24 protein-coding genes are annotated in these 23,126 nt (G+C 70.8%); 15 read left to right on the top strand and 9 right to left on the bottom strand.

Going from position 1 to position 23,126, the window contains the following annotated elements:
- Positions 1–58: 58 nt before the first annotated feature.
- The 3 genes from ACFWGZ_RS24375 to ACFWGZ_RS24365 form a co-directional block, all read right to left on the bottom strand.
- Positions 59–1,084, bottom strand: coding sequence for a hemolysin family protein (locus ACFWGZ_RS24375; RefSeq protein WP_382453879.1), 1,026 nt, complete (start codon positions 1,082–1,084; stop codon positions 59–61).
- Positions 1,081–2,388 (bottom strand): hemolysin family protein, encoded by a 1,308-nt coding sequence (locus ACFWGZ_RS24370; RefSeq protein ID WP_382453878.1) that lies wholly within the window; start codon positions 2,386–2,388, stop codon positions 1,081–1,083. Before ACFWGZ_RS24370 ends, ACFWGZ_RS24375 begins: the two co-directional genes overlap by 4 nt.
- 109 nt (positions 2,389–2,497) lie before the next feature.
- The gene (locus ACFWGZ_RS24365) at positions 2,498–3,514 is read right to left on the bottom strand and encodes a LacI family DNA-binding transcriptional regulator (RefSeq protein WP_382453877.1); all 1,017 of its coding nucleotides are present in this window, start codon (positions 3,512–3,514) and stop codon (positions 2,498–2,500) included.
- A 122-nt stretch (positions 3,515–3,636) separates the two neighbouring features.
- Between ACFWGZ_RS24365 and ACFWGZ_RS24360 the strand changes: the two genes are divergently transcribed.
- The 3 genes from ACFWGZ_RS24360 to ACFWGZ_RS24350 are packed head-to-tail and all read left to right on the top strand — an operon-like array spanning position 3,637 to position 6,588.
- Positions 3,637–4,779: a Gfo/Idh/MocA family protein gene (locus tag ACFWGZ_RS24360; RefSeq protein ID WP_382453876.1), complete on the top strand. Its 1,143-nt coding sequence runs from the start codon at positions 3,637–3,639 to the stop codon at positions 4,777–4,779.
- Positions 4,772–5,800, top strand: coding sequence for a dihydrodipicolinate synthase family protein (locus tag ACFWGZ_RS24355; RefSeq protein WP_382453875.1), 1,029 nt, complete (start codon positions 4,772–4,774; stop codon positions 5,798–5,800). The genes ACFWGZ_RS24360 and ACFWGZ_RS24355 overlap by 8 nt, the downstream gene beginning before the upstream one ends.
- On the top strand, positions 5,782–6,588 hold the full coding sequence (locus tag ACFWGZ_RS24350; RefSeq protein WP_382453874.1) for a sugar phosphate isomerase/epimerase family protein: 807 nt from the start codon (positions 5,782–5,784) through the stop codon (positions 6,586–6,588). The genes ACFWGZ_RS24355 and ACFWGZ_RS24350 overlap by 19 nt, the downstream gene beginning before the upstream one ends.
- 129 nt (positions 6,589–6,717) lie before the next feature.
- Here ACFWGZ_RS24350 and ACFWGZ_RS24345 read toward each other — a convergent pair whose 3' ends face one another.
- Positions 6,718–7,752, bottom strand: a complete 1,035-nt coding sequence (locus ACFWGZ_RS24345) for a serine hydrolase (RefSeq protein ID WP_382453873.1) — start codon at positions 7,750–7,752, stop codon at positions 6,718–6,720.
- Between the two features lie 50 nt (positions 7,753–7,802).
- On the opposite strand from ACFWGZ_RS24345, the gene ACFWGZ_RS24340 reads away from it, so the two are divergent.
- Both ACFWGZ_RS24340 and ACFWGZ_RS24335 read left to right on the top strand, forming a co-directional pair.
- On the top strand, positions 7,803–8,486 hold the full coding sequence (locus tag ACFWGZ_RS24340) for an SDR family oxidoreductase (protein WP_382453880.1): 684 nt from the start codon (positions 7,803–7,805) through the stop codon (positions 8,484–8,486).
- Between the two features lie 13 nt (positions 8,487–8,499).
- Positions 8,500–9,126 (top strand): alpha/beta hydrolase family protein, encoded by a 627-nt coding sequence (locus ACFWGZ_RS24335; RefSeq protein ID WP_382453872.1) that lies wholly within the window; start codon positions 8,500–8,502, stop codon positions 9,124–9,126.
- Here the strand turns inward: ACFWGZ_RS24335 and ACFWGZ_RS24330 are convergent.
- From ACFWGZ_RS24330 to ACFWGZ_RS24320, 3 genes are read right to left on the bottom strand one after another with little or no spacing between them, the layout of a single operon-like run.
- Positions 9,089–9,898 (bottom strand): alpha/beta fold hydrolase, encoded by an 810-nt coding sequence (locus ACFWGZ_RS24330; RefSeq protein WP_382453871.1) that lies wholly within the window; start codon positions 9,896–9,898, stop codon positions 9,089–9,091. The genes ACFWGZ_RS24335 and ACFWGZ_RS24330 overlap by 38 nt on opposite strands.
- A 10-nt stretch (positions 9,899–9,908) precedes the next feature.
- The gene (locus tag ACFWGZ_RS24325) at positions 9,909–10,340 is read right to left on the bottom strand and encodes a cupin domain-containing protein (RefSeq protein ID WP_382453870.1); all 432 of its coding nucleotides are present in this window, start codon (positions 10,338–10,340) and stop codon (positions 9,909–9,911) included.
- Entirely contained in the window at positions 10,337–11,821 is a 1,485-nt protein-coding gene (locus ACFWGZ_RS24320; RefSeq protein WP_382453869.1) for a diguanylate cyclase domain-containing protein, read from the bottom strand. The genes ACFWGZ_RS24325 and ACFWGZ_RS24320 overlap by 4 nt, the downstream gene beginning before the upstream one ends.
- 136 nt (positions 11,822–11,957) lie before the next feature.
- Here ACFWGZ_RS24320 and ruvC point away from each other — a divergent pair, with 136 nt between their 5' ends.
- From ruvC to ACFWGZ_RS24285, 7 genes are all read left to right on the top strand, one after another.
- Positions 11,958–12,527 (top strand): crossover junction endodeoxyribonuclease RuvC, encoded by a 570-nt coding sequence (ruvC, locus tag ACFWGZ_RS24315; protein WP_382453868.1) that lies wholly within the window; start codon positions 11,958–11,960, stop codon positions 12,525–12,527.
- Between the two features lie 814 nt (positions 12,528–13,341).
- A complete protein-coding gene (ruvA, locus tag ACFWGZ_RS24310; RefSeq protein WP_382453867.1) occupies positions 13,342–13,923 on the top strand; it encodes a Holliday junction branch migration protein RuvA in 582 nt (193 codons plus the stop codon).
- Positions 13,920–14,933 (top strand): Holliday junction branch migration DNA helicase RuvB, encoded by a 1,014-nt coding sequence (gene ruvB / locus ACFWGZ_RS24305; RefSeq protein ID WP_382453866.1) that lies wholly within the window; start codon positions 13,920–13,922, stop codon positions 14,931–14,933. The genes ruvA and ruvB overlap by 4 nt, the downstream gene beginning before the upstream one ends.
- 90 nt (positions 14,934–15,023) lie before the next feature.
- Positions 15,024–15,368 carry a preprotein translocase subunit YajC gene (gene yajC / locus ACFWGZ_RS24300; protein ID WP_382453865.1) on the top strand — a complete coding sequence of 115 codons (345 nt, stop codon included), beginning with the start codon at positions 15,024–15,026 and terminating at the stop codon, positions 15,366–15,368.
- 129 nt (positions 15,369–15,497) lie between these two features.
- Positions 15,498–17,288 carry a protein translocase subunit SecD gene (secD, locus tag ACFWGZ_RS24295; protein ID WP_382453864.1) on the top strand — a complete coding sequence of 597 codons (1,791 nt, stop codon included), beginning with the start codon at positions 15,498–15,500 and terminating at the stop codon, positions 17,286–17,288.
- Position 17,289: 1 nt separating this feature from the next.
- Positions 17,290–18,444 carry a protein translocase subunit SecF gene (gene secF / locus ACFWGZ_RS24290; protein WP_382453863.1) on the top strand — a complete coding sequence of 385 codons (1,155 nt, stop codon included), beginning with the start codon at positions 17,290–17,292 and terminating at the stop codon, positions 18,442–18,444.
- Positions 18,441–18,959, top strand: coding sequence for an adenine phosphoribosyltransferase (locus tag ACFWGZ_RS24285; RefSeq protein WP_330856809.1), 519 nt, complete (start codon positions 18,441–18,443; stop codon positions 18,957–18,959). Before secF ends, ACFWGZ_RS24285 begins: the two co-directional genes overlap by 4 nt.
- 65 nt (positions 18,960–19,024) lie before the next feature.
- Here ACFWGZ_RS24285 and ACFWGZ_RS24280 read toward each other — a convergent pair whose 3' ends face one another.
- Positions 19,025–19,300 (bottom strand): hypothetical protein, encoded by a 276-nt coding sequence (locus tag ACFWGZ_RS24280; protein ID WP_382453862.1) that lies wholly within the window; start codon positions 19,298–19,300, stop codon positions 19,025–19,027.
- A gap of 24 nt (positions 19,301–19,324) precedes the next feature.
- Positions 19,325–19,600 carry a hypothetical protein gene (locus tag ACFWGZ_RS24275; protein WP_382453861.1) on the bottom strand — a complete coding sequence of 92 codons (276 nt, stop codon included), beginning with the start codon at positions 19,598–19,600 and terminating at the stop codon, positions 19,325–19,327.
- A 63-nt stretch (positions 19,601–19,663) separates the two neighbouring features.
- On the opposite strand from ACFWGZ_RS24275, the gene ACFWGZ_RS24270 reads away from it, so the two are divergent.
- The 3 genes from ACFWGZ_RS24270 (at position 19,664) to ACFWGZ_RS24260 (ending at position 23,077) form a co-directional block, all read left to right on the top strand.
- On the top strand, positions 19,664–20,536 hold the full coding sequence (locus ACFWGZ_RS24270; RefSeq protein WP_382453860.1) for a helix-turn-helix domain-containing protein: 873 nt from the start codon (positions 19,664–19,666) through the stop codon (positions 20,534–20,536).
- Positions 20,493–20,669 carry a DUF397 domain-containing protein gene (locus ACFWGZ_RS24265; protein ID WP_382453859.1) on the top strand — a complete coding sequence of 59 codons (177 nt, stop codon included), beginning with the start codon at positions 20,493–20,495 and terminating at the stop codon, positions 20,667–20,669. Before ACFWGZ_RS24270 ends, ACFWGZ_RS24265 begins: the two co-directional genes overlap by 44 nt.
- Before the next feature lie 122 nt (positions 20,670–20,791).
- Positions 20,792–23,077: a RelA/SpoT family protein gene (locus ACFWGZ_RS24260; protein ID WP_382453858.1), complete on the top strand. Its 2,286-nt coding sequence runs from the start codon at positions 20,792–20,794 to the stop codon at positions 23,075–23,077.
- The last annotated feature ends 49 nt before the right edge of the window (positions 23,078–23,126 follow it).

Below are 23,126 nucleotides of genomic sequence, written 5' to 3'. Positions count from 1 at the left end.
ATCGGACGGAGAGCGGCTGTCTGATGCTCGAGATCCGCACCGCTGCGCACCAGCGGGACTAGACCCAGCGGACGTGGGTGCCGTCGCGCACGGTGCCCACGTACTCCTCCAGCAGGTCCTCCAGTGCCACCACGCCCAGCACCGCACCGTCGCCGCCGATCACGCGGGCGAGGTGCGACTGCGCCCGGCGCAACGCGGCCAGGGCCTCGTCCAGGTGCGCGTCCACCGGCACCTCCGGCAGCCCGCGCACGCGCGACCGCGGCACCGGGGTCTCCTCGCCCTCCAGGTCCAGCACGTCCTTGACGTGCAGGTACCCGACGAGGCCCGTGTCGGACAGCACCGGGAACCGGGAGAACCCCGTGGTGGCCACCACGGACTCGATCTCCCCGAGGGTCGGCGACGCGGACACCGTCGTCAGGCGGTCGAGCGGCACCAGGACGTCCGCCACGGTCCGCTCCGCCGACGACAGCGTCTGCGCGAGACGGCGGTGCTCGGAGTCCTCCAGCAGCCCCTCGGACCGCGACTGGCCGATGAGCAACGCCAGCTCGTCGGGCGTGTACGCCGACTCCAGCTCGTCCACCGGCTCCACGTCGAACCGGCGCAGCACCCAGCGGCCGACCGCGGTGAACATCGCCAGGACCGGCGCGATCATCCGCGAGAACCCGTAGTGCACCGGCACGAGCCAGACCGCGGCCCGTTCGGGACCGGCGATGGCCAGGTTCTTCGGCACCATCTCGCCGAGGATCGTGTGCAGCGCGACGACGATGACCAACGCCACCGCGAACGCCACACCGTGCACCACGGCCGACGGCAGCCCGACGGCGCCGAGGGGGCCCTCGAGCACGGAGGCCAGCGCGGGTTCCGCGATCGCGCCCAGGCCGAGCGAGCACAGCGTGATGCCGAGCTGGGCGCCCGCGATCAGCAACGGCAGCTGCTGCGAGGCCTTGATCGCGGTGCGGGCGCGCGAGGAGCCCTTGTCCGCCAGCGCCTCCAGGCGGTCGCGCCGCGCCGTGATCACGGCGAACTCCGCGCCGACGAAGAAGGCGTTGCCCGCCAGCAGCAGGAACACGAAGAGGAAGTTCACGACGACACCACCCGCAGCTCGGCCACCCGGTGGCGGTCCATGCGCATCACGGTCACCCGCCAGCCGTCGACGCGGATCTCGTCACCCACGTCGGGGATGCGGCCCAGGCGGGCCAGCACCAGGCCGGCGAGCGTCTCGTAGTCGCCCTCCGGCATGCGGAAGCCGGTGGCCTCCGCCACCTCGTCGTCGCGCAGCAGGCCCGACACGAGCCAGCTGTCCTTGCCCAGCGAGCGGACCGGCGTCACCTCGCCGCGGTCGTGCTCGTCGCGCACGTCGCCGACGATCTCCTCGACGACGTCCTCCAGCGTCACCATGCCCGCGGTGCCGCCGTACTCGTCCACGACCAGCGCCGTCTGCAGGCCCGAGGCGCGCAGGCGGTCCAGCAGGGCGTCGCCCTCCAGGGTCTCGGGAACCGAGTAGACGGGACGGGTCAAAGCGGACAGCGGGGTCGAAACGCGCAAAGCGGAAGGCACCGCGAAGGCCTGCTTCACGTGCACCATGCCGCGCACGTCGTCCAGCGAGCCGTCGTGCACCGGGAACCGCGAGAAGCCGGTCTCCCGTGCCTTCAGCACGAGGTCCGCGACCGTCGCATCGGCCCGTAGCGCCTCCACGCGCACACGCGGCGTCATCAGCTCGCCCGCCGTGCGGTCGCCGAAGCGCAGCGAGCGGTCCAGCAGCACCGCGGTGCCCTGGTCCAGCGTGCCGTGCTCGGCGGACGTGCGCACCAGCGCGCCCAGCTCCTCCGGTGACCGCGCCGACGCGAGCTCCTCGACCGGTTCGACGCCGAGACGTCTGACCAGCCAGTTCGCCGAGTTGTTCATCGCGTTGATCAGCCAGCGGAACACCGTCGAGAACCCTGCCTGGATGCCGACGACCCCGCGCGCGGTCTCGAGCGGCTTCGCGATGGCCAGGTTCTTCGGCACCAGCTCGCCGAACACCATCGACAACGCCGTGGCGATCGCCAGCGCGAGGGCCAGCGACAGCCAGTCGGCCACCGACTCCGGCACGCCGAGGCCGGTCAGGCCCGGCTCGATCAGCGCCGCGATCGCGGGCTCCGCGATGTAGCCGGTGATCAGCGTGGTCAGGGTGATGGCGAGCTGCGCGCCGGAGAGCTGGAAGGACAACGTCCGGTGTGCACGGTCGATGGTCCGCGCCGTGGCGTCGCCCACCTCGGCGACGTGGCGTTCGACGGTGCTGCGTTCCAGCGCGGTCAGCGAGAACTCCGCCGCCACCGCGATGAAGGTGCCCGCGGTCAGCGCCACGACGGCGACCAGACCGAGCACGCTCAGAAGGATTCCGGTCACCTGCGCGCTCCATCAGAACGGGGGACCGGATTGGTATGCCAGCCTGGGCCAGACCCCATGGGGACGGCTCAACTCCTCATGACTCAAGTACGTGGACAGCCGGACGAGTCTAATTGTGGGCAGTGGACGCCCGCAGCACCACCTCACCCGCCACGCGGACGGTGCGGGCCTCGTCACCTCCGCCGTCGAGCACGAGACCCGCGGCGATCTCACCCATCTCCTCGAGCGGCAACCGGACGGTCGACAGCGCGGGGACCGTGTCGCGCAGCGTCGGGATGTCGTCGAACCCGGCGATCGACATGTCCTCCGGCACGCGCACGCCGCGCTCGCGCAGGGCCGCCATCGCGCCCATCGCCATCACGTCGGTCACGGCGAACACGCAGGTCGCGCGCGTCTTCGACGCCAGCAGCTCCAGCGCGGCCTCGTGGCCGCCGTCGCGGGTGAACGCGCCGTTGACCACCACGGGCGGCGCGATCCCGGCGTCGGCGAGCCCCGCCTTGAACCCGGCCAGCCGGTCGCGGGCCACCACGAGTTCGGGGGGACCGCCCAGCACGGCGAACTTCTTGTGGCCCAGCTCCGCGAGCGAACGGGCGAGCGCGCGCCCTCCTGCCCGATTGCCCGGCACGACCGTGTCGGTGCCGAGCTTCGCCTGCGACACGCACGCCACACGGCCGCCCTGCTCGGTGAACGCGTCGATCTCCGCCGCGAGCCGCGCCTGCGACGCGCGGTCCGTGGTCCGCGAACCGGCGAGCACCACCGCACGCGCCCGGTGCGCGCGCAAAGTCGAGAGCAGCTCGACTTCACGCTCCGGCCGGCGCCCGGTCGTGCCGAGGACGACGACGAGCCCGGCCGCCTCGGCCACCCGCGTCACCCCCGCCGCGATGCAGGAGAAGTACGGGTCGGTGATGTCGTGCACGACCAGTCCGACGAGCGAGCTCGAGTTGCGGGCCAGCGCCTGCGCCGAGGCGTTCGGCACGTAGCCGAGCTCCTCCGCGGTGCGCAGGACGCGGTCGCTGAGGTCCTCGCTCACCTGCCGCGTGCTGCCGTTGAGCACGCGGGAAGCGGTCGCCAACGACACACCCGCCTGCTTCGCCACCTCGGCGAGCGTCACCTGTCGGGCGGACACGACCACCTCCGTCACCACGCATGTGAGCGCTGAGACTAACTCGCGGGGAGGTTGACGGCCGCGAAGTGCCGCCATTAGCGTGGCGGGAAAGCGCTTTCCAGCGCTGCTACCAGGGAGGTGTGATGGCAGTTCGGACCATCGGGGTCGCGGTCAACGGCGTCACCGGGCGGATGGGGTACCGCCAGCACCTGGTCCGGTCCCTGCTGCCGTTGCGCGAGCAGGGCGTGCGGCTGCGGGACGGGACGCTGCTCAAGGTGGAGCCGGTCCTCGTGGGCCGCAACGCCGACAAGCTCAAGGAGATCGCCGAGCGCCACGACCTGGCGCGGTGGACGACGGACCTGGACAGCGCGCTGGCGGACCCGTCGGTCGAGGTCTACTTCGACTCGCAGGTCACCTCGAAGCACGTGGAGTCGATCACGAAGGCCATCGAGGCCGGCAAGCACGTCTACACCGAGAAGCCCGTCTCGGACACGGTTGCGCAGGCCCTGGAGCTCGCGCGGCTGGCCGACGAGAAGGGCGTCCGGCACGGCGTCGTGGCCGACAAGCTGTACCTGCCGGGCATCCGCAAGCTCAAGCGGCTGGTCGACGGCGGCTTCTTCGGCCGGATCCTCAGCGTGCGCGGCGAGTTCGGCTACTGGGTCTTCGAGGGCGACTGGCAGCCCGCCCAACGCCCGAGCTGGAACTACCGCGCCGAGGACGGCGGCGGCATCGTCTCGGACATGTTCTGCCACTGGAGCTACCTGCTCCACGACCTCTTCGGCCGCGTCGAGGCGGTCACGGCCAAGGCCGTCACGCACATCCCGACGCGCTGGGACGAACAGGACAGCCCCTACGAGGCGACCGCGGACGACGCCGCGTACGGGATCTTCGAGATCGAGAACGGCGTGATCGCCCAGATCAACTCGTCGTGGTGCGTGCGGGTGCGCCGCGACGAGCTCGTCGAGTTCCAAGTGGACGGCACGGAGGGCAGCGCCGTCGCGGGGCTGCGGGAGTGCTTCGTGCAGCCCCGCGCCGCCACGCCGAAGCCCGTCTGGAACCCGGACCTGCCGGTCGCGCACCCGTTCCGCGAGCAGTGGCAGCAGGTGCCGGACAACGAGGACTTCGACAACGGCTTCAAGGTGCAGTGGGCGGAGTTCCTGCGGCACGTGGCCGGCGACGGCCCGTTCCCGCACGACTTCCGCGCCGGGGCGCGCGGGGTGGCGCTGGCCGCCGCCGGGCTGCGGTCCTCTTCGGAGGGTCGCCGGGTGGCGATCGCGGATGTCTGACCGCGGTGAACGGATCGTGTTCGCGGCGGCACACGTGGTGGCCGCGGACGAGCGCACGGTGGACTGGGACGCGACGCTCGCGTTCCGGCACCACCTCTGGTCGCACAACCTGGGCGTCGCGGAGGCGATGGACACCGCGCAGCGCGGCATGGGACTCGACTGGCCGGCCGCGGCCGAGCTGATCCGCCGCAGCGCCGCCGAGAAGGCGGGCCGGCTCTGCGCGGGCGTCGCGACCGACCACCTGACCGGCGAGCCCGGTCTGGACGACGTGCTGCAGGCCTACCTGGAACAGCTCGACGTCGTTCAAGAGGCGGGCGCGCAACCGGTGCTGATGTGCTCGCGCCACCTCGCGGCCGCGGCGAGGGGGCCGGAGGACTACGAGAAGGTCTACGGCACGCTGCTCGACCGCGTCAGCGAACCGGTGGTCCTGCACTGGCTCGGCACCGCGTTCGACCCCCGGCTCGAGGGCTACTGGGGCGCCGCCGACGTCCCGCGGGCCACCGCGAACTTCCTGGAGGTCATCCGCTCCCGACCGGACAAAGTGGACGGCGTGAAGGTCTCGCTGCTCGACGCCGACCACGAGGTCGGCCTGCGGCGCGCGTTGCCGCCCGGCGTCCGCTGCTACACCGGCGACGACTTCCACTACCCCGAGCTGATCGCGGGCGACGAGCAGGGCTTCAGCGACGCGCTGCTCGGCATCTTCGACCCGATCGCCCCGGTCGCGGCGAAGGCCCTCGCGCGGCTCGCCGAGGGCGACACCGCCGGGTTCCACCGGGTCATGGCGCCCACGGTCCCGTTGTCGCGCCACCTGTTCAGCACGCCCACGTACTACTACAAGACCGGTGTGGTGTTCCTGGCGTGGCTCGCCGGGCACCAGGACCACTTCCGGTTGCTCGGCGGCCTGGAATCGGCCCGCGGCGTCGAGCACCTCGCCGAGGCCAAGCGGCTCGCCGAACTCGCCGGCGTGGTCGACCCGGAGCTCGCGGAACGGCGGTGGCGGCAGTGGCTCGCCTCTCGCTGAACCAGGCCACGATCAAGCGCGCGACCGTCGCGGAGGCCGTCGAGGGCTGCGCGCGGCACGGGATCGAGTCGATCGGCCTCTGGCGCGGCCCCGTCGCCGACCACGGCCTCGGCCGCACGGCCAAGCTCGTCGCGGACGCCGGGCTGCGCGTGTCGTCGTTGTGCCGCGGCGGGTTCCTGACCGCAGTGGACAACCGGGCCGCGCTCGACGACAACCGGCGCGCGATCGACGAGGCGGCCGCGCTGCGCACCGACGTGCTCGTGATGGTGGTCGGGGGAGTGCAGGCGAACAAGGACCTCGTCGGCGCACGTCAGCGCGTCGCGGACGCCGTCGCTGAGCTGTCCGGGTACGCCGTGGAGGCGGGCGTGACGCTCGCGCTGGAACCGATGCACCCGGTGTTCTGCGCCGACCGCGGCGTGCTCTCGACGTTGTCGCAGGCGCTCGACCTCGCGGAACGGCACCCGTCGGTCGGCGTCGTCGTGGACGCGCTGCACGTCTGGTGGGACCCGGACCTCGACGCGCAGATCGTGCGCGCGGGGCCGCTCATCGCGTCGTACCAGGTGTGCGACTGGCTCACGCCGGTGCCCGCGGACGTGTTGCTGGGCCGCGGGTATCCCGGCGACGGGGACATCGACCTGGACCGCCTGACCAGGCACGTCGCTGCCACCGGTTACGCGGGGGACGTGGAGGTCGAGATCTTCAACGCCGACATCTGGGCCGCGGACTTCGACGAGGTCGTCGCGGAGGTGGCACGCAGGTACCGCGACCTGGTGGAACCGGCGTTGTAGGGCGACTGCGCGGGAAGCCGGTCGTCGACGGCGGCGACGACCGACCCCGGCGTGGTGCCTGTATAGCCGAAATCCGGTGCCCGGTGGCGCGGATTCACGGAACTCTCAGGAAGTCGGTAGCTCCAGAGGTCAGCCGCCGTTGAAGAACCGGTAGACCTTCGGGCGGTGCCGCGGCTTCGAGGTCGTGATCTTGATGACCGCGTCGAACAGCGACCGGCCGAGCTCCGCGCGGGCCGCGACGGCCGGGTGCGTGGTGCTGAAGTCGACCTCGTTCGCCGCCTTGTCACCGGTGAAGGTGCCGGAGGCGAACATCGAGTAGATCAGGATCGCGCGGTCGTCCTCGCTGAACATGATCCCGGCCTCGTTGCGGCCGTCCTCGAACCAGCCGGCCTTCGTCGCGACGCGCAGGCGCTCGTTCGTCGTGAGGTTCAGCCGGACGCCGTCGGTGAAGGCCGCGGTGGCGCGCAGGATGTTCAGCAGGTAGGCGGTCGACGCCTCGGACAGCAACCGGCCGTCGACCAGCTTCTGCAGCAGCGTGTGCGTCTCGCGGGCCGTCGTGGTGCCGAGGAAGAACCGGTTGGGGTTCGCGACGGGCACGACCTGCGTGTGCACGAAACCCTTGGCGCGCAGGATCTCGTTGAGCTCGAGAGCAGGCACGACCAGGCCGCACAGGCGCACGGCCGTGTTGTCCGAGACGGTCAGCAGGTTCGCGAGCGCGTGGCCCACGGTGACCTCGCTCGGGTACGCGCCGTCGAGCGCGAAGATGCCGTCGGTGTCCTGGATGACGATCGCGGACGAGACGGTGACCGTCTGGTCGAGCCGGACGAGCCCCCGGTCCACCTTGTCGAGCACGGCGACCGCGACGGCGATCTTGTTGACGCTGTAGGCCTCGACGACCCGGTCGGCGTCCTCGTCCACGGCGGACTTCGTGGTGCCGTCGAGGTCGGCGACGGTGATGAGCGACGACCAGGTGCCCCTGGCCTTGCGGACCTGCCGCCGGTAGATCTGCGCGATGCGCTTGCGCGACCGGTCGGCGGTCGTCGGGAAGCGTTCGATCTCGACCTCCGCCTCCTCCTGCGCCTGCGCTGCACCGTTGGTGCCGAGCACGGCCGTCGCGGCGGCGACGGTCCCCAGCCCGAACACGGACCTGCGGTTGACATTCATGCGCGGCATCCAAACAGGCGCCGCTGACGTTTCCCTGACTAGGGTTGCCGATCATGGAGAAAGTCTTCGTGGTGACGGGTGCCTCCCGCGGGATCGGCGCGGCGACGGCGGTCCTGGCCGCCGAGGCGGGGTATCGCGTGGTCAGGGCCTCGCGCTCGGCCGAGGAGTCCGTCGGCGACCGCGGGTGGGACGCGAAGTGCGACGTGTCCTCATGGGACTCCGTGCAGGATCTCATGTCCCGAGTGGAATCGCGTTGGGGGCGGGTAGACGTCGTCTTCGCGAACGCGGGCGTCTCGGTGGACACCTCGTTCGTGTCTTCGGCGGGCGCCGACCCCTCCGAATGGACCAGCATGGTCACCACGAACGTGTGCGGCCCGGCGTTCACGGCCCGCGCCGCGATGCCGTTCCTGCTGCGCTCGGGCGGCCACCTCGTGCTGACCGGGTCGGCCGCGGGCCGGGGCGTGCGGCCGGGCAACCTGTACTCGGCGACCAAGTGGGCGATCACGGGTCTCGCGCAGGCGATCCGCGCCGAGGCCGTCGGCACCGGCGTGCGGGTCACCGTCGTCCAGCCGGGACTCGTCGACACCGACGCGATCCCGGCGTCCCGCGCGAACGAGCCGAAGCTGGAACCGCAGGACGTGGGCAGGGCGGTCCTGTACGCCGTGTCGCAGCCGTCCACAGTGGATGTGAACGAGATCCTGATCAGGCCGACCGGCCAGGCTGCCCACCGCTAGGAGGAGGTCTCCCGTGATCGTGCTCTTCGCCGCCGGCGGCGGCGGTGACCCGGAACGGCACCGGCCGCTGCTGGACCACCTGACCGGCCGCGGCTGCCAGGTGGTCGCGCCCCGGTTCGAGCGGCTGATGCCGGGCGAGCCGTCCACCGCCGACCTGCTCAAGCGCCCCGAGGGGCTCGTCGAGGCGCTGGAGGGCACCTCCGGCGACGTCGCGGTCGTCGGCCACTCCATCGGCGGGTGGGCGGCGCTGTGCCTCGCGGGCGCCACGCCGTGGGGCCGCGGCCGCAAGCCGCTCGACGTGCCGCGCTCGCCGCGGGTCTCGAAGCTGGTGCTGTTCGCGCCCGCCGCCGGGTGGTTCGTCGGGCCCCGCGCGCTGGAGGGCGTCGACGTGCCGGTGCTCGCCTACGCGGGCACCAAGGACACCGTGACGCCGCCGTTGCAGATCGAGGTGCTGCGGCAGGCCCCCGGTCCCGTCGAGGTGCGGGTGGAGCCGGGAGCCGGGCACTTCAGCTTCATGAACACGCTGCCGCCCGGCGTGCCGGAGGACCCGGACTTCGACCGGGCGGCGTTCCTCGACCGGCTGGCCGGGGAGACGGCGGAGTTCATCCTGCGCGGAGGAACTCCAGCAGCAGCCGGTTGACCTCGTCCGGCCGCTCCAGGTACCCGATGTGCCCGCAGCCGGCCACCTCGGTGTAGCGGGCGCCGGGGATCGCGTCCGCCACCTCGCGCGAGAGGCGGGGCGGCAGCACGAGGTCGTCGGCGAACCCGACCACCAGCGTGCGCGCGGTGATCGCCCGGTACGCCTCCAGCCGCGAGTCGAAGTCGCTCAGCGCGAGCTGCGCGCGATCGCCCGCGCTGAGCGAGGACCCCGCGAACTCGTACATCTGCAGCCAGTCCTGGGCGGTGCGGGGATCGGCCAGCGTCGACCGCGAGACGTTGCGGACCACCGACGCGGCCGCGTAGAACGCCGCGGGCACCTCGGCACCCTGGTCGTGGAGGTCGCACAGGGCGCGCGACCACGCCTGCATCACCGGCTCTGGCCGGCCGTACGTGGCCATCAGCACCGCCGAGCGCACCAGAGACGGCTGCGCCAGCGCCAGCTCCTGGGTGATGCGGGCGCCCAGCGACGTGCCGATGACGTGGGCCGGTTGGCCGCCACCGAGGTGGGTGATCAGCGCGGCGGTGTCGGCCACCATGTCGTCGATCGTGAAGCCGCCGGCGCACTCCGACGACGGCTTGATGCCGCGGTTGTCGAAGAAGGCGACCCGGTAGCCGGCCTCGACCAGCGCGGGCACCTGGTAGGAGCGCCAGACGCGGCCGGGACTGCCGGTGCCCATCACGAGCACTACGAGCTCGCCGGAGCCCTCGGTCTGGACGTTGAGGTCGATGCCGTTGAGCTGGATCAGGGCCATTCCACGAATCCTAGAAGCGGCACAGGGGCTTGATCGTCTCGGCGTGAGAGGGATAACGCGCGCACAGGTCGTCCGCGTGGCCGAACTCGACGACGTCGTCGGTGTACGGCGGCACGACGACCGTGCCGACGAGCGACCAGTCACCGGCCGGGGTGCTGCCCTGCCACACGCCCGCGGGCACGACGACCTGCGGGTTCGACGGGCTCAGCACCGGTTCGGTGACCGAGCCGTCCGGGTGCAGCAGCAGCATCCGCAGCGGCGAGCCGGCGTGGAAGTGGTAGATCTCCAGGTGCTCCAGCACGTGCATGCCGGAGAAGTCCGGGAACCGCAGCAGGTACGCGATCGCGGACGCCTCGTCCGACCGGTGCGTCTGCGCGAAGTGGCCGCCCTCCACGGGCAGTTCCTGCATGCCCAGGTCGCTGATCAGCTGTTCTGGGGTCACGTCATCTCCGGGAGCGGGGAACCGTGCACGACGACCATGCCCTTGCCCAGCCGTTTCGCCGTGTACATCGCGGCGTCGGCGGCGCCGAGCACGTCGTCGGCGGTGATCGTGGGGTCGAACGAGAACCGTTGTGCGACACCGATGCTGGCACGCACGCTGTGCACCCGCCCGAGCACCTCGTGCGGGTGGCCGAGCGCCGTGAGCAGCCGGTCGCCGATCTCCTCGGCGTCACCGCCGTCGACCAGCACCCCGAACTCGTCGCCGCCGAGCCGTGCGACGGTGTCCTCGGGCCGGACGCTGTGCTCCAGCCGTGCGGCGACGTTGCGCAGGACGACGTCTCCCTCGGCGTGGCCGTTGTTGTCGTTGACGGCCTTGAACCCGTCCACGTCGATGAACAGCAGGATCAACGGCTTCGAGCGCTCTCGGACCGCCAGCGCGCGCTCGAGCCGTTCGCGGAACAACGACCGGTTCGCGACGCCCGTCAACGGGTCGTGCGTCGCCTCGTGCTGCAGACGTTCCCGCGAGACGCGCAGCTGGTCCATCAGCCGGACGTTGTCCATCAGCGTGAGCAGCTGACGCACGATCACGAGACACACGACCACAAGGCCGACGTAGATCTCCACGGGGTTGAGGCGGCCGCCGGTGGCCGTGTTCCAGATGACGAACAGACCCGTGATCGCGAGCGGGAGGTACGGCACGAGCAGATGCAGGAGGTCGGCCGTGCGCAGCCCTCCGGACGTGGGTTCGTGGTTGCGGATCGGTGCCAGCGCGCTGAGGAAGAAGAAGGCGGGACACAGCATGAAACCAATGTCCGCGCTGGCGGGGATCGCCGTGATGCCCTGCGCGATGTAGTAGGCGAACACCCACCCCGACGACGACTGCGCGATGCCGGCCACCGCGATGAAGAGCATCGGCCACTGGCGCACGGGCTGGTGGGTCCACGACAGCACGACGATCGTCACGAGCAGCACGAGGTACGCGGCGGGGTGCGCGATGACGGTCGCGAAGCCCGCCCCCTTGGTGGCCCACGCGCGGGTCAGCGACTCCAGCGCCGACACCCACGTCAGCACGAACAGCGACCCGATCACGATCAGCCCGTCGAGCACGACCACCGAGCGGCTGCGGTAGTTCGGCAGGTGGTCGTTCCCGCGGCGGTGCTGCGCCTTGACGACCACCGCCGCCAGGCACAGGAACGGCACGAGCGTGAACCCGATCGGCGCGATCGTCGACGACGGCAGCTGCACGCCCAGGATCTGCTGACCCCAGATCCACGCCGACAACCCGACCGCGAGGCTGGTCATCGCCGCCATCATCCATCCGTCGCGTTGGCGCGCATAGGCGACGAGGGCCGCCATCGCGAACACGAGCTGCACGACCTTGTCGACCGCGACGCCGATCTCGCGGGGCGCGGCGAGCACCAGGAGGATCGTGACGGCCATGAAGGTGCCGACGCACCCCGCAACCACCCAGAACCTCTTCACCGGCGCTCCCGTGATCGAAACCCGACCACCGTAGTAACGCCGGAGTGGACTTGTCGAACCGTGTCGGTGCCAGTCGCCTATAGGTGTACCGGATATGGTTCGAACTGTTGTTCGTTGAGCGATCCGGGGAGCGGTAGTGCGGGTGTTCGGGGTCGACCCCGGTCTGACCAGGTGCGGCTTCGGCGTGGTGGACGGCGGCCCGGGCCGCGTCGTGCGCGCCGTGGCGGTCGACGTCCTGCGCACGCCCGTAGACGCCCCTCTGTCCGTGCGGCTGCACGAGCTGTACGTGGGCGTCTGCGAATGGCTGGACCGCTACGAACCCCAGGTGGTCGCGATCGAACGCGTCTTCGCGCAGCACAACGTCCGCACCGCCATGGGGGTGGCGCAGGCGTCCGGCGTGGTGGCCCTGGCGGCGGCGCAACGCGGCCTGCCGGTGGAGTTCCACACGCCGTCCGAGGTGAAGGCCGCCGTCACGGGCTCGGGCCGCGCCGACAAGGCGCAGGTGACGATGATGGTGACGAAGCTGCTGGGCCTGAAGGTGGCCCCGAAACCCGCCGACGCGGCGGACGCCCTGGCCCTGGCCATCTGCCACCACTGGCGCGCGCCGATGAAGTCGCGGCTGGAGGAGGCGCAGGCGCGGGCGGCGGAACTGGCGCGCGTGCACAAGGCGAAGCTGGCCGAGGCGGCGCGGCGGAACTCGCCGTGAACGGTTCGGCGGACCTGGTCGCGAACAGTTTGGCGGATCGGGTCGCGAATGGTTCAGCGGGCCTCGTCATGCGCGGTTCGGCGGGCCTCGTCGTGGACGGTTCGGCGGATCGGGTGAACCGGGTCGCGGCGATCGCGATGGCTTCAGCGGTCGCCGAAATCGTCAGGGGTGGCGGGGAGGATCAAGGCCGGGGGTCCTCAGGGCAGGGGGACGCCTGCGCGAGCGTGCGCTTGCGCGGCGCCGACTCGCGGCGGCCCGACGTGTGGCAGGTCGACGTGCGGCAGCCTGACTTGCGGCGGCCCGATGTGCGGCGGCCCGATGTGCGGCGGCCCGGTGTGCGGCGGCTCGATGTGCGGCGGCCCGGTGCGCGGCGGCCCGACTTGCGGCAGCTTGACGTGCGTCAGCCCGGCCTGCGGCAGCTCGACTCGCGTCAGCCCAGCCCGGGCCAGCTCAACTCGCGCCGGTCCAGCCCGAGTGAGGCCAGTCCGCGCCGGTTCAGGCCACACGGGGCCGGCCTGCGCCGGTTCCACCCGCACCCCCTGGACCCGAGCCGGTCCAGTCCGCGCCGGTCCAACCCGCGCGAGGTCAGATTGCGCGATTCCGGCCCACGCCATGCCGGCTTGCGCAGTTCCTGCCCGCGCGAGGCCAGCCCGCAGCGGTCCAGTCCGCGCGCGACCAAGTTGCGCCAGCCCGATCCGCGCCGCTCCGCGCGCCGCCCCGACCCGCGCCGGTCCAGCCCGCACCGCCTCGATCCGCGCCGGTCCACCCACCCGCGCTCACTACTCTCGAAGCACGTCACGACCGGAGGAACCAGGTGATCTCGTCACTGCGCGGCCAGGTGCAGCACGTCGGCCTCGACCACGCCGTGGTCGAGGTGGGAGGCGTCGGGTTCGCCGTCCAGGCCACCCCGACCACCCTCGCGAGCCTGCGCCGCGGCGAGGAGGCGCACCTCGCCACCACGCTGGTCGTGCGCGAGGACAGCCTCACGCTGTTCGGGTTCGCCGACGCCGAGGCGCGGGAGCTCTTCGGGCTGCTGCAGACGGTCAGCGGCATCGGGCCGCGGATCGCGCTCGCCACGCTCGCGGTGCTGGAGCCCGACAAGCTGCGGCACGCGCTGGCCGAAGGCAACATCACCGTGCTCACGCAGGTGCCCGGCATCGGCAAGAAGGGCGCCGAGCGGCTCATCATCGAGTTGCGCGACAAGGTCGGGCAGCTGCCCACGCCGACCACGCCCGCGCACAGCCAGACGCGTGACCACGTCGTCGAGGCGCTGCTCGGGCTCGGGTTCCCGGCCAAGGCCGCGGAGCAGACCGTCGACAAGGTCCTCTCCGAGAACCCCGACCAGTCCACGCCCGCCGTGCTGCGCCGTGCGCTCGCGACCCTGGGGCGCAAGTGAGCGACGACGAGCTGAGCCCGTACGTCGCGCCCGCCGAGCGTGACATCGAGACCAGCCTCCGGCCCGCCGACCTGGAGGAGTTCGTCGGGCAGCACCGGGTCCGCGAACAGCTCGAACTCGTGCTGCACGGGGCGATGCGCCGCGGCACGGCACCGGACCACGTGCTGCTCAGCGGGCCGCCCGGGCTGGGCAAGACGTCCCTGGCGATGATCATCGCCAAGGAGCTCAACAGCGCCATCCGCATCACCAGCGGTCCCGCGCTCGAACGGGCCGGCGACCTCGCGGCCATGCTGTCCAACCTCGTCGAGGGCGACGTGCTCTTCATCGACGAGATCCACCGGATGGCGCGGCCGGCCGAGGAGATGCTCTACCTCGCCATGGAGGACTTCCGGGTCGACGTCGTCGTCGGCAAGGGGCCGGGCGCGACCAGCATCCCGCTCGACATCGCGCCGTTCACGCTGGTCGGGGCCACGACGCGGTCCGGCGCGCTGACCGGGCCGCTGCGCGACCGGTTCGGCTTCACCGGGCACATGGAGTTCTACAGCGCCGACGAGCTCGACCTCATCGTGAAGCGCAGCGCCAAGATCCTCGGCGTCGACCTGCACGACGACGGCGCGAAGGAGATCGCCGGGCGCAGCCGGGGCACCCCGCGCATCGCCAACCGGCTGCTGCGCCGGGTCCGCGACTTCGCCGAGGTCAGGGCCGACGGCCGGGTCACGGAGGACATCGCCCGGCAGGCCCTGGAGGTCTACGACGTCGACGAGCTCGGCCTCGACCGGCTCGACCGCGCGGTGCTCGCGGCGCTGGTCAAGAGCTTCGGCGGGGGACCGGTCGGGGTGTCCACGCTCGCGGTCGCGGTGGGTGAGGAGCCGACCACCGTCGAAGAGGTGTGCGAGCCCTATTTGGTCCGGGCTGGCATGCTGGCCCGGACACCACGCGGACGAGTGGCGACGCCGGCCGCGTGGCACCACCTGGGGCTGGAACCGCCCGCCGGTGATCAACTGTGGTGACCTGGCACAATCGGTGAAAGCACCTGGACATATCGGACGTGCGTCGAGGCATGTCCACTTGATCGGAGAATGATGGACCTTACGTCTTTGATGTTCCCGTTGCTTCTGGTTCTGCTCGCGGTGCCGCTGTTCCTCAGCGCGCGCAAGCAGAAGCGCGCGATGGCCGAGCAGCAGCAGCTGCAGAACTCGCTCGCACCCGGTGACAAGGTGATGACGACGTCCGGTCTGTACGGCACCGTCGCCGACGCCAGCCACGACACCACCATCGACATCGAGATCTCCGAGGGCGTCGTCACGCGCTGGCTGCGCGCCGCCATCCGCGAGAAGGTCGCCGACACCGACGAGACCGTCGTCGAGGAGAAGGTGGACGCCGAGGACGAGGTGACCACCACCGCGCAGGTCGCCGAGCCCCTCGACCACAGCGCCAAGAAGTAACGAACAACCTCGTGACACCTGGAGTTGGCAACTGTGAACACCGCCAACTCCAGGTAGTGACGCGCAGCTCACCCGGCGCGCGTTACGCTGCGCGCTCGGAAACCATCGCTACTAGGAGACGGACGGATCGTGGCACCTCCGGCCGGGCAAATTCGCCCTGCGAAGTATCTGGCGAGTTTTGTCCTCATCGTGGTCGCGCTTTACGCCCTGGTCTTTTTGACCGGGAACGGTTCGGCCAAACCCAAGCTCGGTATCGACCTCCAGGGCGGCACGCTCGTCACCCTGACCGCGCGCCAGGAAGACGGCGCCCAACCGAGCGAGGAAGCGCTGAACCGCGCACGTGACCTCATCGAGGTGCGCGTCAACGGTCTCGGCGTCTCCGGTGCCGAGGTCGTGCGCGACGGCAACAACCTGGTGATCACGGTCCCCGGCGCCGACAGCGAGGGCGCGAAGGGTCTGGGCCAGACCGCCCGCCTCGCGTTCCGCAAGGTCATCGGCCAGCCGGTCCCGGCGGGCACGCCGGCCACGCAGCCGTCTCCGAGCACCTCCCCGTCGGGCACCGCGAGCACGCCGCCGTCCGCGCCGCCGAGCCAGAGCGCCGGCACCCCCTCGTCGAGCAACGCCCCGCAGGGCCGCCCCGCGCCGAACCTGGCCGCGCAGCCGTCCAGCGCCCCGCCGTCGAGCGGCGCCGCGCCGTCCTCGTCCAGTGCCCCCGCGTCCACGCCGTCCGCGCCCTCCAACGTCGACCCGAAGGTCGCGAAGGAGATCCAGGACGCGAAGGCCCTGCGCCAGAGCACGGACCCGCAGGTCCTCCAGCAGGCCGCGCTCCTGCTCGACTGCTCCAAGGCCGACCCGCTGCGCGGCAACGACGACCTCGACAAGCCGCTCGTCACCTGCGACGAGAAGGGCGAGTTCAAGTACACGCTGGCTCCGGTCAACCCTCCCAAGGAGGACACCCAGACCAAGCCGGACGACTACACGAACTACTCCCGCCTCACCGGTGAGGACATCAACAACGCCGCGGCCAACAACAACCCGAACGGCACCGGCTACGTCGTCAACCTCGAGTTCAAGTCCGAGGGCGGCACGAAGTGGGCCGCGTTCACCTCGGCCAACGTCCAGCAGGCCGTCGCGGTCGTGCTCGACGGCGAGGTCATGTCCGCGCCGACCATCCAGTCGGCCATCGCGGGCGGCTCGACCGAGATCAGCGGCAAGTTCACGCTGAAGGAAGCCACGAACCTCGCGAACACGCTGAAGTACGGCGCGCTGCCGCTCTCCTTCGACTCGTCCGAGGCGCAGACGATCTCCCCGACGCTGGGCCTGCAGTCGCTCAAGGCGGGCCTGATCGCCGGCGGCATCGGCCTCGCGCTGGTCTTCGTGTACTGCCTGTTCTACTACCGCCTCCTCGGCATCCTGACGATCCTGTCGCTGGTCCTGTCCGGCGTGGTCATCTACGCCGTGCTGGTCCTGCTCGGCCGCCTGATCGGCTTCACGCTCGACCTCGCCGGCATCGCCGGGTTCATCGTCGCGATCGGCATCACCGCGGACTCGTTCATCGTCTTCTTCGAACGGCTGAAGGACGAAGTGCGCGAGGGCCGCACGTTCCGCTCCGCCGTGCCACGCGCCTGGGTCCGCTCGCGGCGCACGATCCTCTCCGCCGACGCGGTCAGCTTCATCGCCGCCGCCGTGCTGTACGTGATCGCCGTCGGCCAGGTGAAGGGCTTCGCGTTCACCCTGGGCATGTCGACGGTCCTCGACCTCGTCGTCGTGTTCCTGGTGACGCACCCCCTGGTCGCCATGGCCTCGAAGTCCAAGTTCCTGTCCAACCCGAGCCTGTCCGGCCTGGGTGGTGCCGCCCGCGAGGGCGCCGCTCACCGCGCCACCACGACCGGCAAGACGTCCGCCGTGAAGGAGGCCTGACATGAGCAGCGTGTTCTCACGCCTCTACGTGGGCAACGGCGCCTTCGACATCGTCGGCAAGCGCACCCGCTGGTACATCGTCTCGGGCATCATCCTGCTGGTCTGCATCGGCTCGATGGTGTTCAAGGGCTTCAACCTCGGCATCGACTTCGAGGGCGGCACCAAGATCTCGATGCCGTCGGTGTCGGCCAGCGGCCAGACCATCACGCCGAAGGCCGTCGAGGACGCCTACGCGAAGGCCGTCCCCGGCAAGAAGCCGAACGCCGTGCAGGCCGTCGGTTCCGGCGCCAGCGCGACGATCCAGCTCAAGTCGCCCGCGCTGAACGTCGCGGAGGTCGCGGCCCTCAAGACCGGGCTGTCGCAGGACCTCCAGCCGCAGGGCGGCCAGACGGCGATCTCCGACAGCGCCGTCTCCGCGTCCTGGGGCGGTGAGATCAGCGGCAAGGCCCTCTGGGCCCTGTTCTGGTTCTTCGTCGCGGTGACGCTGTTCCTGGCGTTCTACTTCGAGTGGCGGATGGCCGTCGGCGCGCTCGTCGCCGTGTTCCACGACGTCATCATCACCGCGGGCGTCTACTCGCTCATCGGCTTCGAGGTGACGCCGGCGACGGTCATCGGCCTGCTCACCATCCTCGGCTTCTCCCTGTACGACACGGTCGTCGTGTTCGACAAGGTCAAGGAGAACACCCGGGGCCTGCTGGGCCTGACCCGCCGCACCTACGCGGAGGCGTCGAACCTGGCGCTGAACCAGACGCTGATGCGCTCGATCAACACCTCGCTGATCGCGCTCCTGCCGGTCATCGGCCTGCTGGTCGTCGGCGTCGGCATCCTCGGCGTCGGCACGCTGCAGGACCTGGCGCTCGTGCAGCTCGTCGGCATGTTCATCGGCGCGCTGTCGTCGATCTTCATCGCCACCCCGGTGCTGGTCGACCTGAAGATGCGCGACCCGAAGTACGTCGCGCAGGCCAGGCGGGTGGCCGCCCGCCGCGCCAAGGCCACCGGCCCGCAGGTCGCGGGCGGCATCGAGACGGCCGACGAGGACGCCCTCGCCGCCGACCTGCGCAAGGAAGAGGCGTACGCCGCCGCCGCGTCGGTGCCGCACCGCACCGCCAAGGCAGGCGACGCGCGCCGCCGCCCGACCGGAAAGCGCCAGCGTTGAAATTGGATCGTGCTCTGGGACTGCTGCGTGAGGTCCCGGACTTCCCCCAGCCGGGGGTCGTCTTCCGGGACTTCACGCCCGTCCTCGCCGACCCGGACGCCCTGCGCGCCGTGGTCGACGCCCTGCAGGACAAGATCGACGACAGCACCCAGGTGATCGCCGCCATCGAATCGCGCGGCTTCCTCCTGGGTGCCGCCCTGGGCTACGGGTGGCGCTACGGCGTCGTGCCGCTGCGCAAGCCGGGCAAGCTCCCGGTGGTGGCGGACTCCCAGTCCTACGACCTGGAGTACGGCACAGCGTCGCTGGAGCTGCCCGCGGAGGCCATCCAGCCCGGCCAGCGCGTCGTGGTCGTGGACGACGTCCTCGCCACCGGTGGCACCGCCGAGGCCGCGTGCGCGCTCGTGGAACGCGCGGGCGGCATCGTGACCGGCGTGTCCGTGGTGCTGGAGATCGCCGCTCTCGGCGGCCGTTCGCGGCTCGCGGGCCGCGAGGTCAGCGCACTGCTGGCCGTCTAGTTCGTGCTTCTGGTTCGTGCTCGGGCGAAGGGCCCGGTGGCAAGCGCTGCCGGGCCCTTCGCACGTCAGCCGCTGGCCGGGACGACGAACCGGTACGACACGACGACGGTGACGGCCCACAGGAAGTAGAAGATCGGCAGCCCCAGCACGACCAGGCGCCAGGCCTTCACGCCGCTGAACCTCATGAGCGCCACGGACGCCCCGAGCCACGGCACCACCCCGATCGTCGCGGCGCGCGCCGCCTCGGCGCCCCCGCCCGTGACCAGGTTCAGCAGGACCAGCGCGGCGTACCAGACGCCCGCGAACGCCAGGCAGTGCCAGACGGGCCGGTGGGAGTGCATGCCCTCAGCCTCTCAGCCGCCGGGTCAGGCTCCCGGCGTCGGGGCGACGAAGGCCGCGCCGACGCTCACGAACACGAGCGTCACGAGCGAGGCGGGCGCCGTCACGACCGCGATCTCCCACAACGCCGGCGCCTTCGCCCGGCGCAGCACGAGCCAGCTCAGCGTCGTCGCGACCACCCAGCCCACCGACGAGCCGATGACGGACCTCGGGTCGATGTACGACGGGTCGTCGAGGGCGAGGTACGCCATCGCGCCGAGCCACACGAGCGTCATCGCGGCGCACCAGAGAAGGGTCCTCACCGGACTATTTTCACCCGAACGAGCCGGCCCGTGGACCGCGGCCAATCCCTACGGTTCCAACGCATGACTGCGATCACCTCCACCGCCTACAGCCGGGACCTGGGCGACGAGCTGCGGCGCCTGCGCGAGAAGCACAGCAGGCTCACCGGCGCCGCCTTCGCCGAGCAGCTCGGCTGGGACCCGAGCAAGGTCTCCAACATCGAGAAGGGCAAGGCGCGGGCGAGCGAGATCGACCTGGTCCAGTACATGATGATGTGCGGCCGGGACACGGACCACTTCGAGGCGTTCCGCGACCGCTACCGCCACGCCTTCGACCCGTACGTGGTGCTGGTGTCCGACAACCTCCGCACGGTGGCGATGGCGGAGGCGGCGGCCACGAAGATCACGTGCTTCAACGGTATGACGATGCCGGGGCTACTCCAGGCACCGGAGTACGCGCGGGCCTTGTTCGCCGAGGGCGGGTACGTCGCCGCGCAGGACATCGAGAAGCACGTGCAATTGCGGGTCGACCGGCAGACCATCATGCGGCGTCCCAATCGCCCGGAATGTCTCTTCTACGTCCACGAGCTCGCCTTGCGGGTTCACGTGGGCGACAGGCAGGTCATGGAGGGGCAGTACCTGCGCATGCTCTTCCGCACCCACGAACTGAGGATCGTGCCGATGTCGGCAGGAGTGGCCATCGCCGCTCGATCTGCCCGGACGTTGTTCAGCTTCGAGAAACACACCCCCTTGGCCTACAGCGAGACCGACGTGGCCCAGGTGTTCGCACACGACGGCAAGGCGATCGCGAGCAGCCGTGAGTTCTTCAAGTGGTTGGATGCGCGTGCGTTGGATGAGGGACAATCGCGGAGCCTGTTGGCGAACTACGTCAGCGCACTGCGGGAGGACTCCCATGACCTACGAGCGGACCTGGCGCAAGAGCACCTACAGCGGTGACACGGCCAGCGGTTCGTGCGTGGAGGTGGCGCTCTCCCACGACGCGCTCGTGCGCGACTCGAAGGCCACCGGACGTGACGTTCTCGCGTTCTCGCTGCCCGCCTGGCGGGCGTTCGTGGCGAGCGTCGCCTGATCGGCGGAACGGAAGTTCGGGCGGCGTTCACCGTGTGAGCTGCGCCGCTCAGCGCGCCATCGGAAGTTTCGTCCGCGAAACCGCGTTATCCTCGGTACTCGCGAGACCCGAGGAGCGTGGGGTTGAGTCAAGACACCGAACCCGCTGCGACGGTTGTTCAACCGTCGGCTACCCGGCGTGTGCGCGCCCGCCTGGCGCGGCGCATCACCGCCCAACGTGCGGCCCCGGTGAAGCAGGTCCTCGAACCTCTCGCCGCCGTGCACCGTGACCTCCATCCCAAGGCCGATCTGGCGCTTCTGCAGCACGCTTACGACGTCGCCGAGGAGAAGCACCGCCCGCAGCGCCGCAAGTCCGGCGACCCGTACATCACCCACCCGCTCGCCGTCGCGACGATCCTCGCTGAGCTGGGCATGGACACCACGACGCTGGTGGCCGCGCTGCTGCACGACACCGTGGAAGACACCGACTACTCGCTCAACCAGCTGAAAGAGGACTTCGGGGAGGAAGTCGCCCGGCTGGTCGACGGCGTCACGAAGCTCGACAAGGTCAAGCTGGGGGCAGCGGCCGAGGCCGAGACCATCCGCAAGATGGTGATCGCGATGGCGAAGGACCCGCGCGTCCTCGTCATCAAGCTGGCCGACCGGCTGCACAACATGCGCACCATGCGGTTCCTGCCGCCGGAGAAGCAAGCCCGCAAGGCCCGCGAGACGCTCGAGGTCCTCGCGCCGCTGGCCCACCGCCTCGGCATGGCGACCGTGAAGTGGGAGCTGGAGGACCTCGCGTTCGCGATCCTGCAGCCGAAGAAGTACGACGAGATCGTCCGCCTGGTCGCGAAGCGCGCGCCGAGTCGCGACACCTACCTCAGGACCGTCGTCGCGGAGCTGAACTCGCAGCTCGACGGCGCGCGGATCGTCGCGAAGGTCGAGGGGCGGCCGAAGCACTACTACTCGATCAACCAGAAGATGATCGTCCGCGGTCGTGACTTCGACGACATCCACGACCTGGTGGGCGTGCGCATCCAGGTCGACGAGGTGCGCGACTGCTACGCGGCGATGGGCGTCGTGCACGCGGCCTGGCAGCCGATGCCGGGCCGGTTCAAGGACTACATCGCGCAGCCCCGGTTCGGCGTGTACCAGTCGCTGCACACGACCGTCATCGGTCCTGACGGCAAGCCCCTCGAGGTGCAGATCCGCACCCACGAGATGCACCAGCGGGCCGAGTACGGCATCGCGGCGCACTGGCGCTACAAGGAGACCAAGGGCACGCACAACGGCAAGTCCGTCGAGATCGACGAGATGGCGTGGATGCGCCAACTCCTCGACTGGCAGCGGGAAGCCGCGGACCCCGGTGAGTTCCTCGAGGGGCTGCGCTGGGACCTCGCCGCGCGCGAGATCTTCGTGTTCACGCCCAAGGGCGACGTGGAGACGCTGCCGACCGGGTCCACGCCCGTCGACTTCGCCTACGCCGTGCACACCGAGGTGGGCCACCGCTGCATAGGCGCCCGCGTCAACGGCCGCCTGGTCGCGCTCGAGCGCAAGCTCGAGAACGGCGAGGTCGTCGAGATCTTCACCTCCAAGGCGGAGGGCGCGGGCCCGTCCCGCGACTGGCTGAGCTTCGTCGCGTCCCCGCGGGCAAAGGCGAAGATCAAGCAGTGGTTCGCCAAGGAGCGCAAGGAAGAGGCGATCGAGCAGGGCAAGGACGCGATCACCAAGGAGGTCCGGCGCGTCGGGCTGCCGATCCAGCGCCTGGTCTCGGTCGACTCGATGCAGGCCCTCGCGAAGGAACTGCACTACCCGGACATGAGCGCGTTGTACGCGGCGGTCGGCGAGGGCCACACCTCGGCCCGCCACGTCGTGCAGCGGCTCGTCGCCCAGCTCGGCGGGGTCGACCACGCCGAGGAGGAGCTGGCCGACCGCGCCACCCCGTCCACGGTCACCCGGCGCCGCCCCACCGGCGACGCGGGCGTGATCGTCAAGGACGCGGGCGACGTGTGGGTGAAGCTCGCCCGCTGCTGCACCCCGGTGCCGGGCGACGACATCCTCGGCTTCGTGACGCGCGGCGGCGGCGTGTCCGTGCACCGCACCGACTGCACGAACGCCGACGAGCTGCTCAAGTCGCCCGAACGGCTCCTGGACGTCGAGTGGGCCCCGTCGGCCTCCTCGGTGTTCCTCGTGGCCATCCAGGTGGAGGCGCTCGACCGGCACCGCCTGCTGTCGGACGTCACGAAGGTGCTGGCCGACGAGCGGGTGAACATCCTGTCGGCGTCGGTGACGACGTCGCGGGACCGGGTGGCCGTCAGCCGGTTCTCGTTCGAGATGGGCGACCCGAAGCACCTGGGGCACGTGCTGAAGGCGGTGCGCAGCGTGGAGGGCGTCTACGACGTCTACCGCGTCACCTCGGCGTCCTGACGGGCGTCCCGAGGGGCACCGCGAGAGCTTCACGGGGAAGGCGCAGGAG

Origin of the sequence: Lentzea sp. NPDC060358 (genome assembly GCF_042725365.1) — a bacterium.
GTDB lineage: Bacteria > Actinomycetota > Actinomycetes > Mycobacteriales > Pseudonocardiaceae > Lentzea.
The sequence above is the reverse complement of the archived record's forward strand: the minus strand, read 5'-3'. Positions and strand labels throughout refer to the sequence as shown.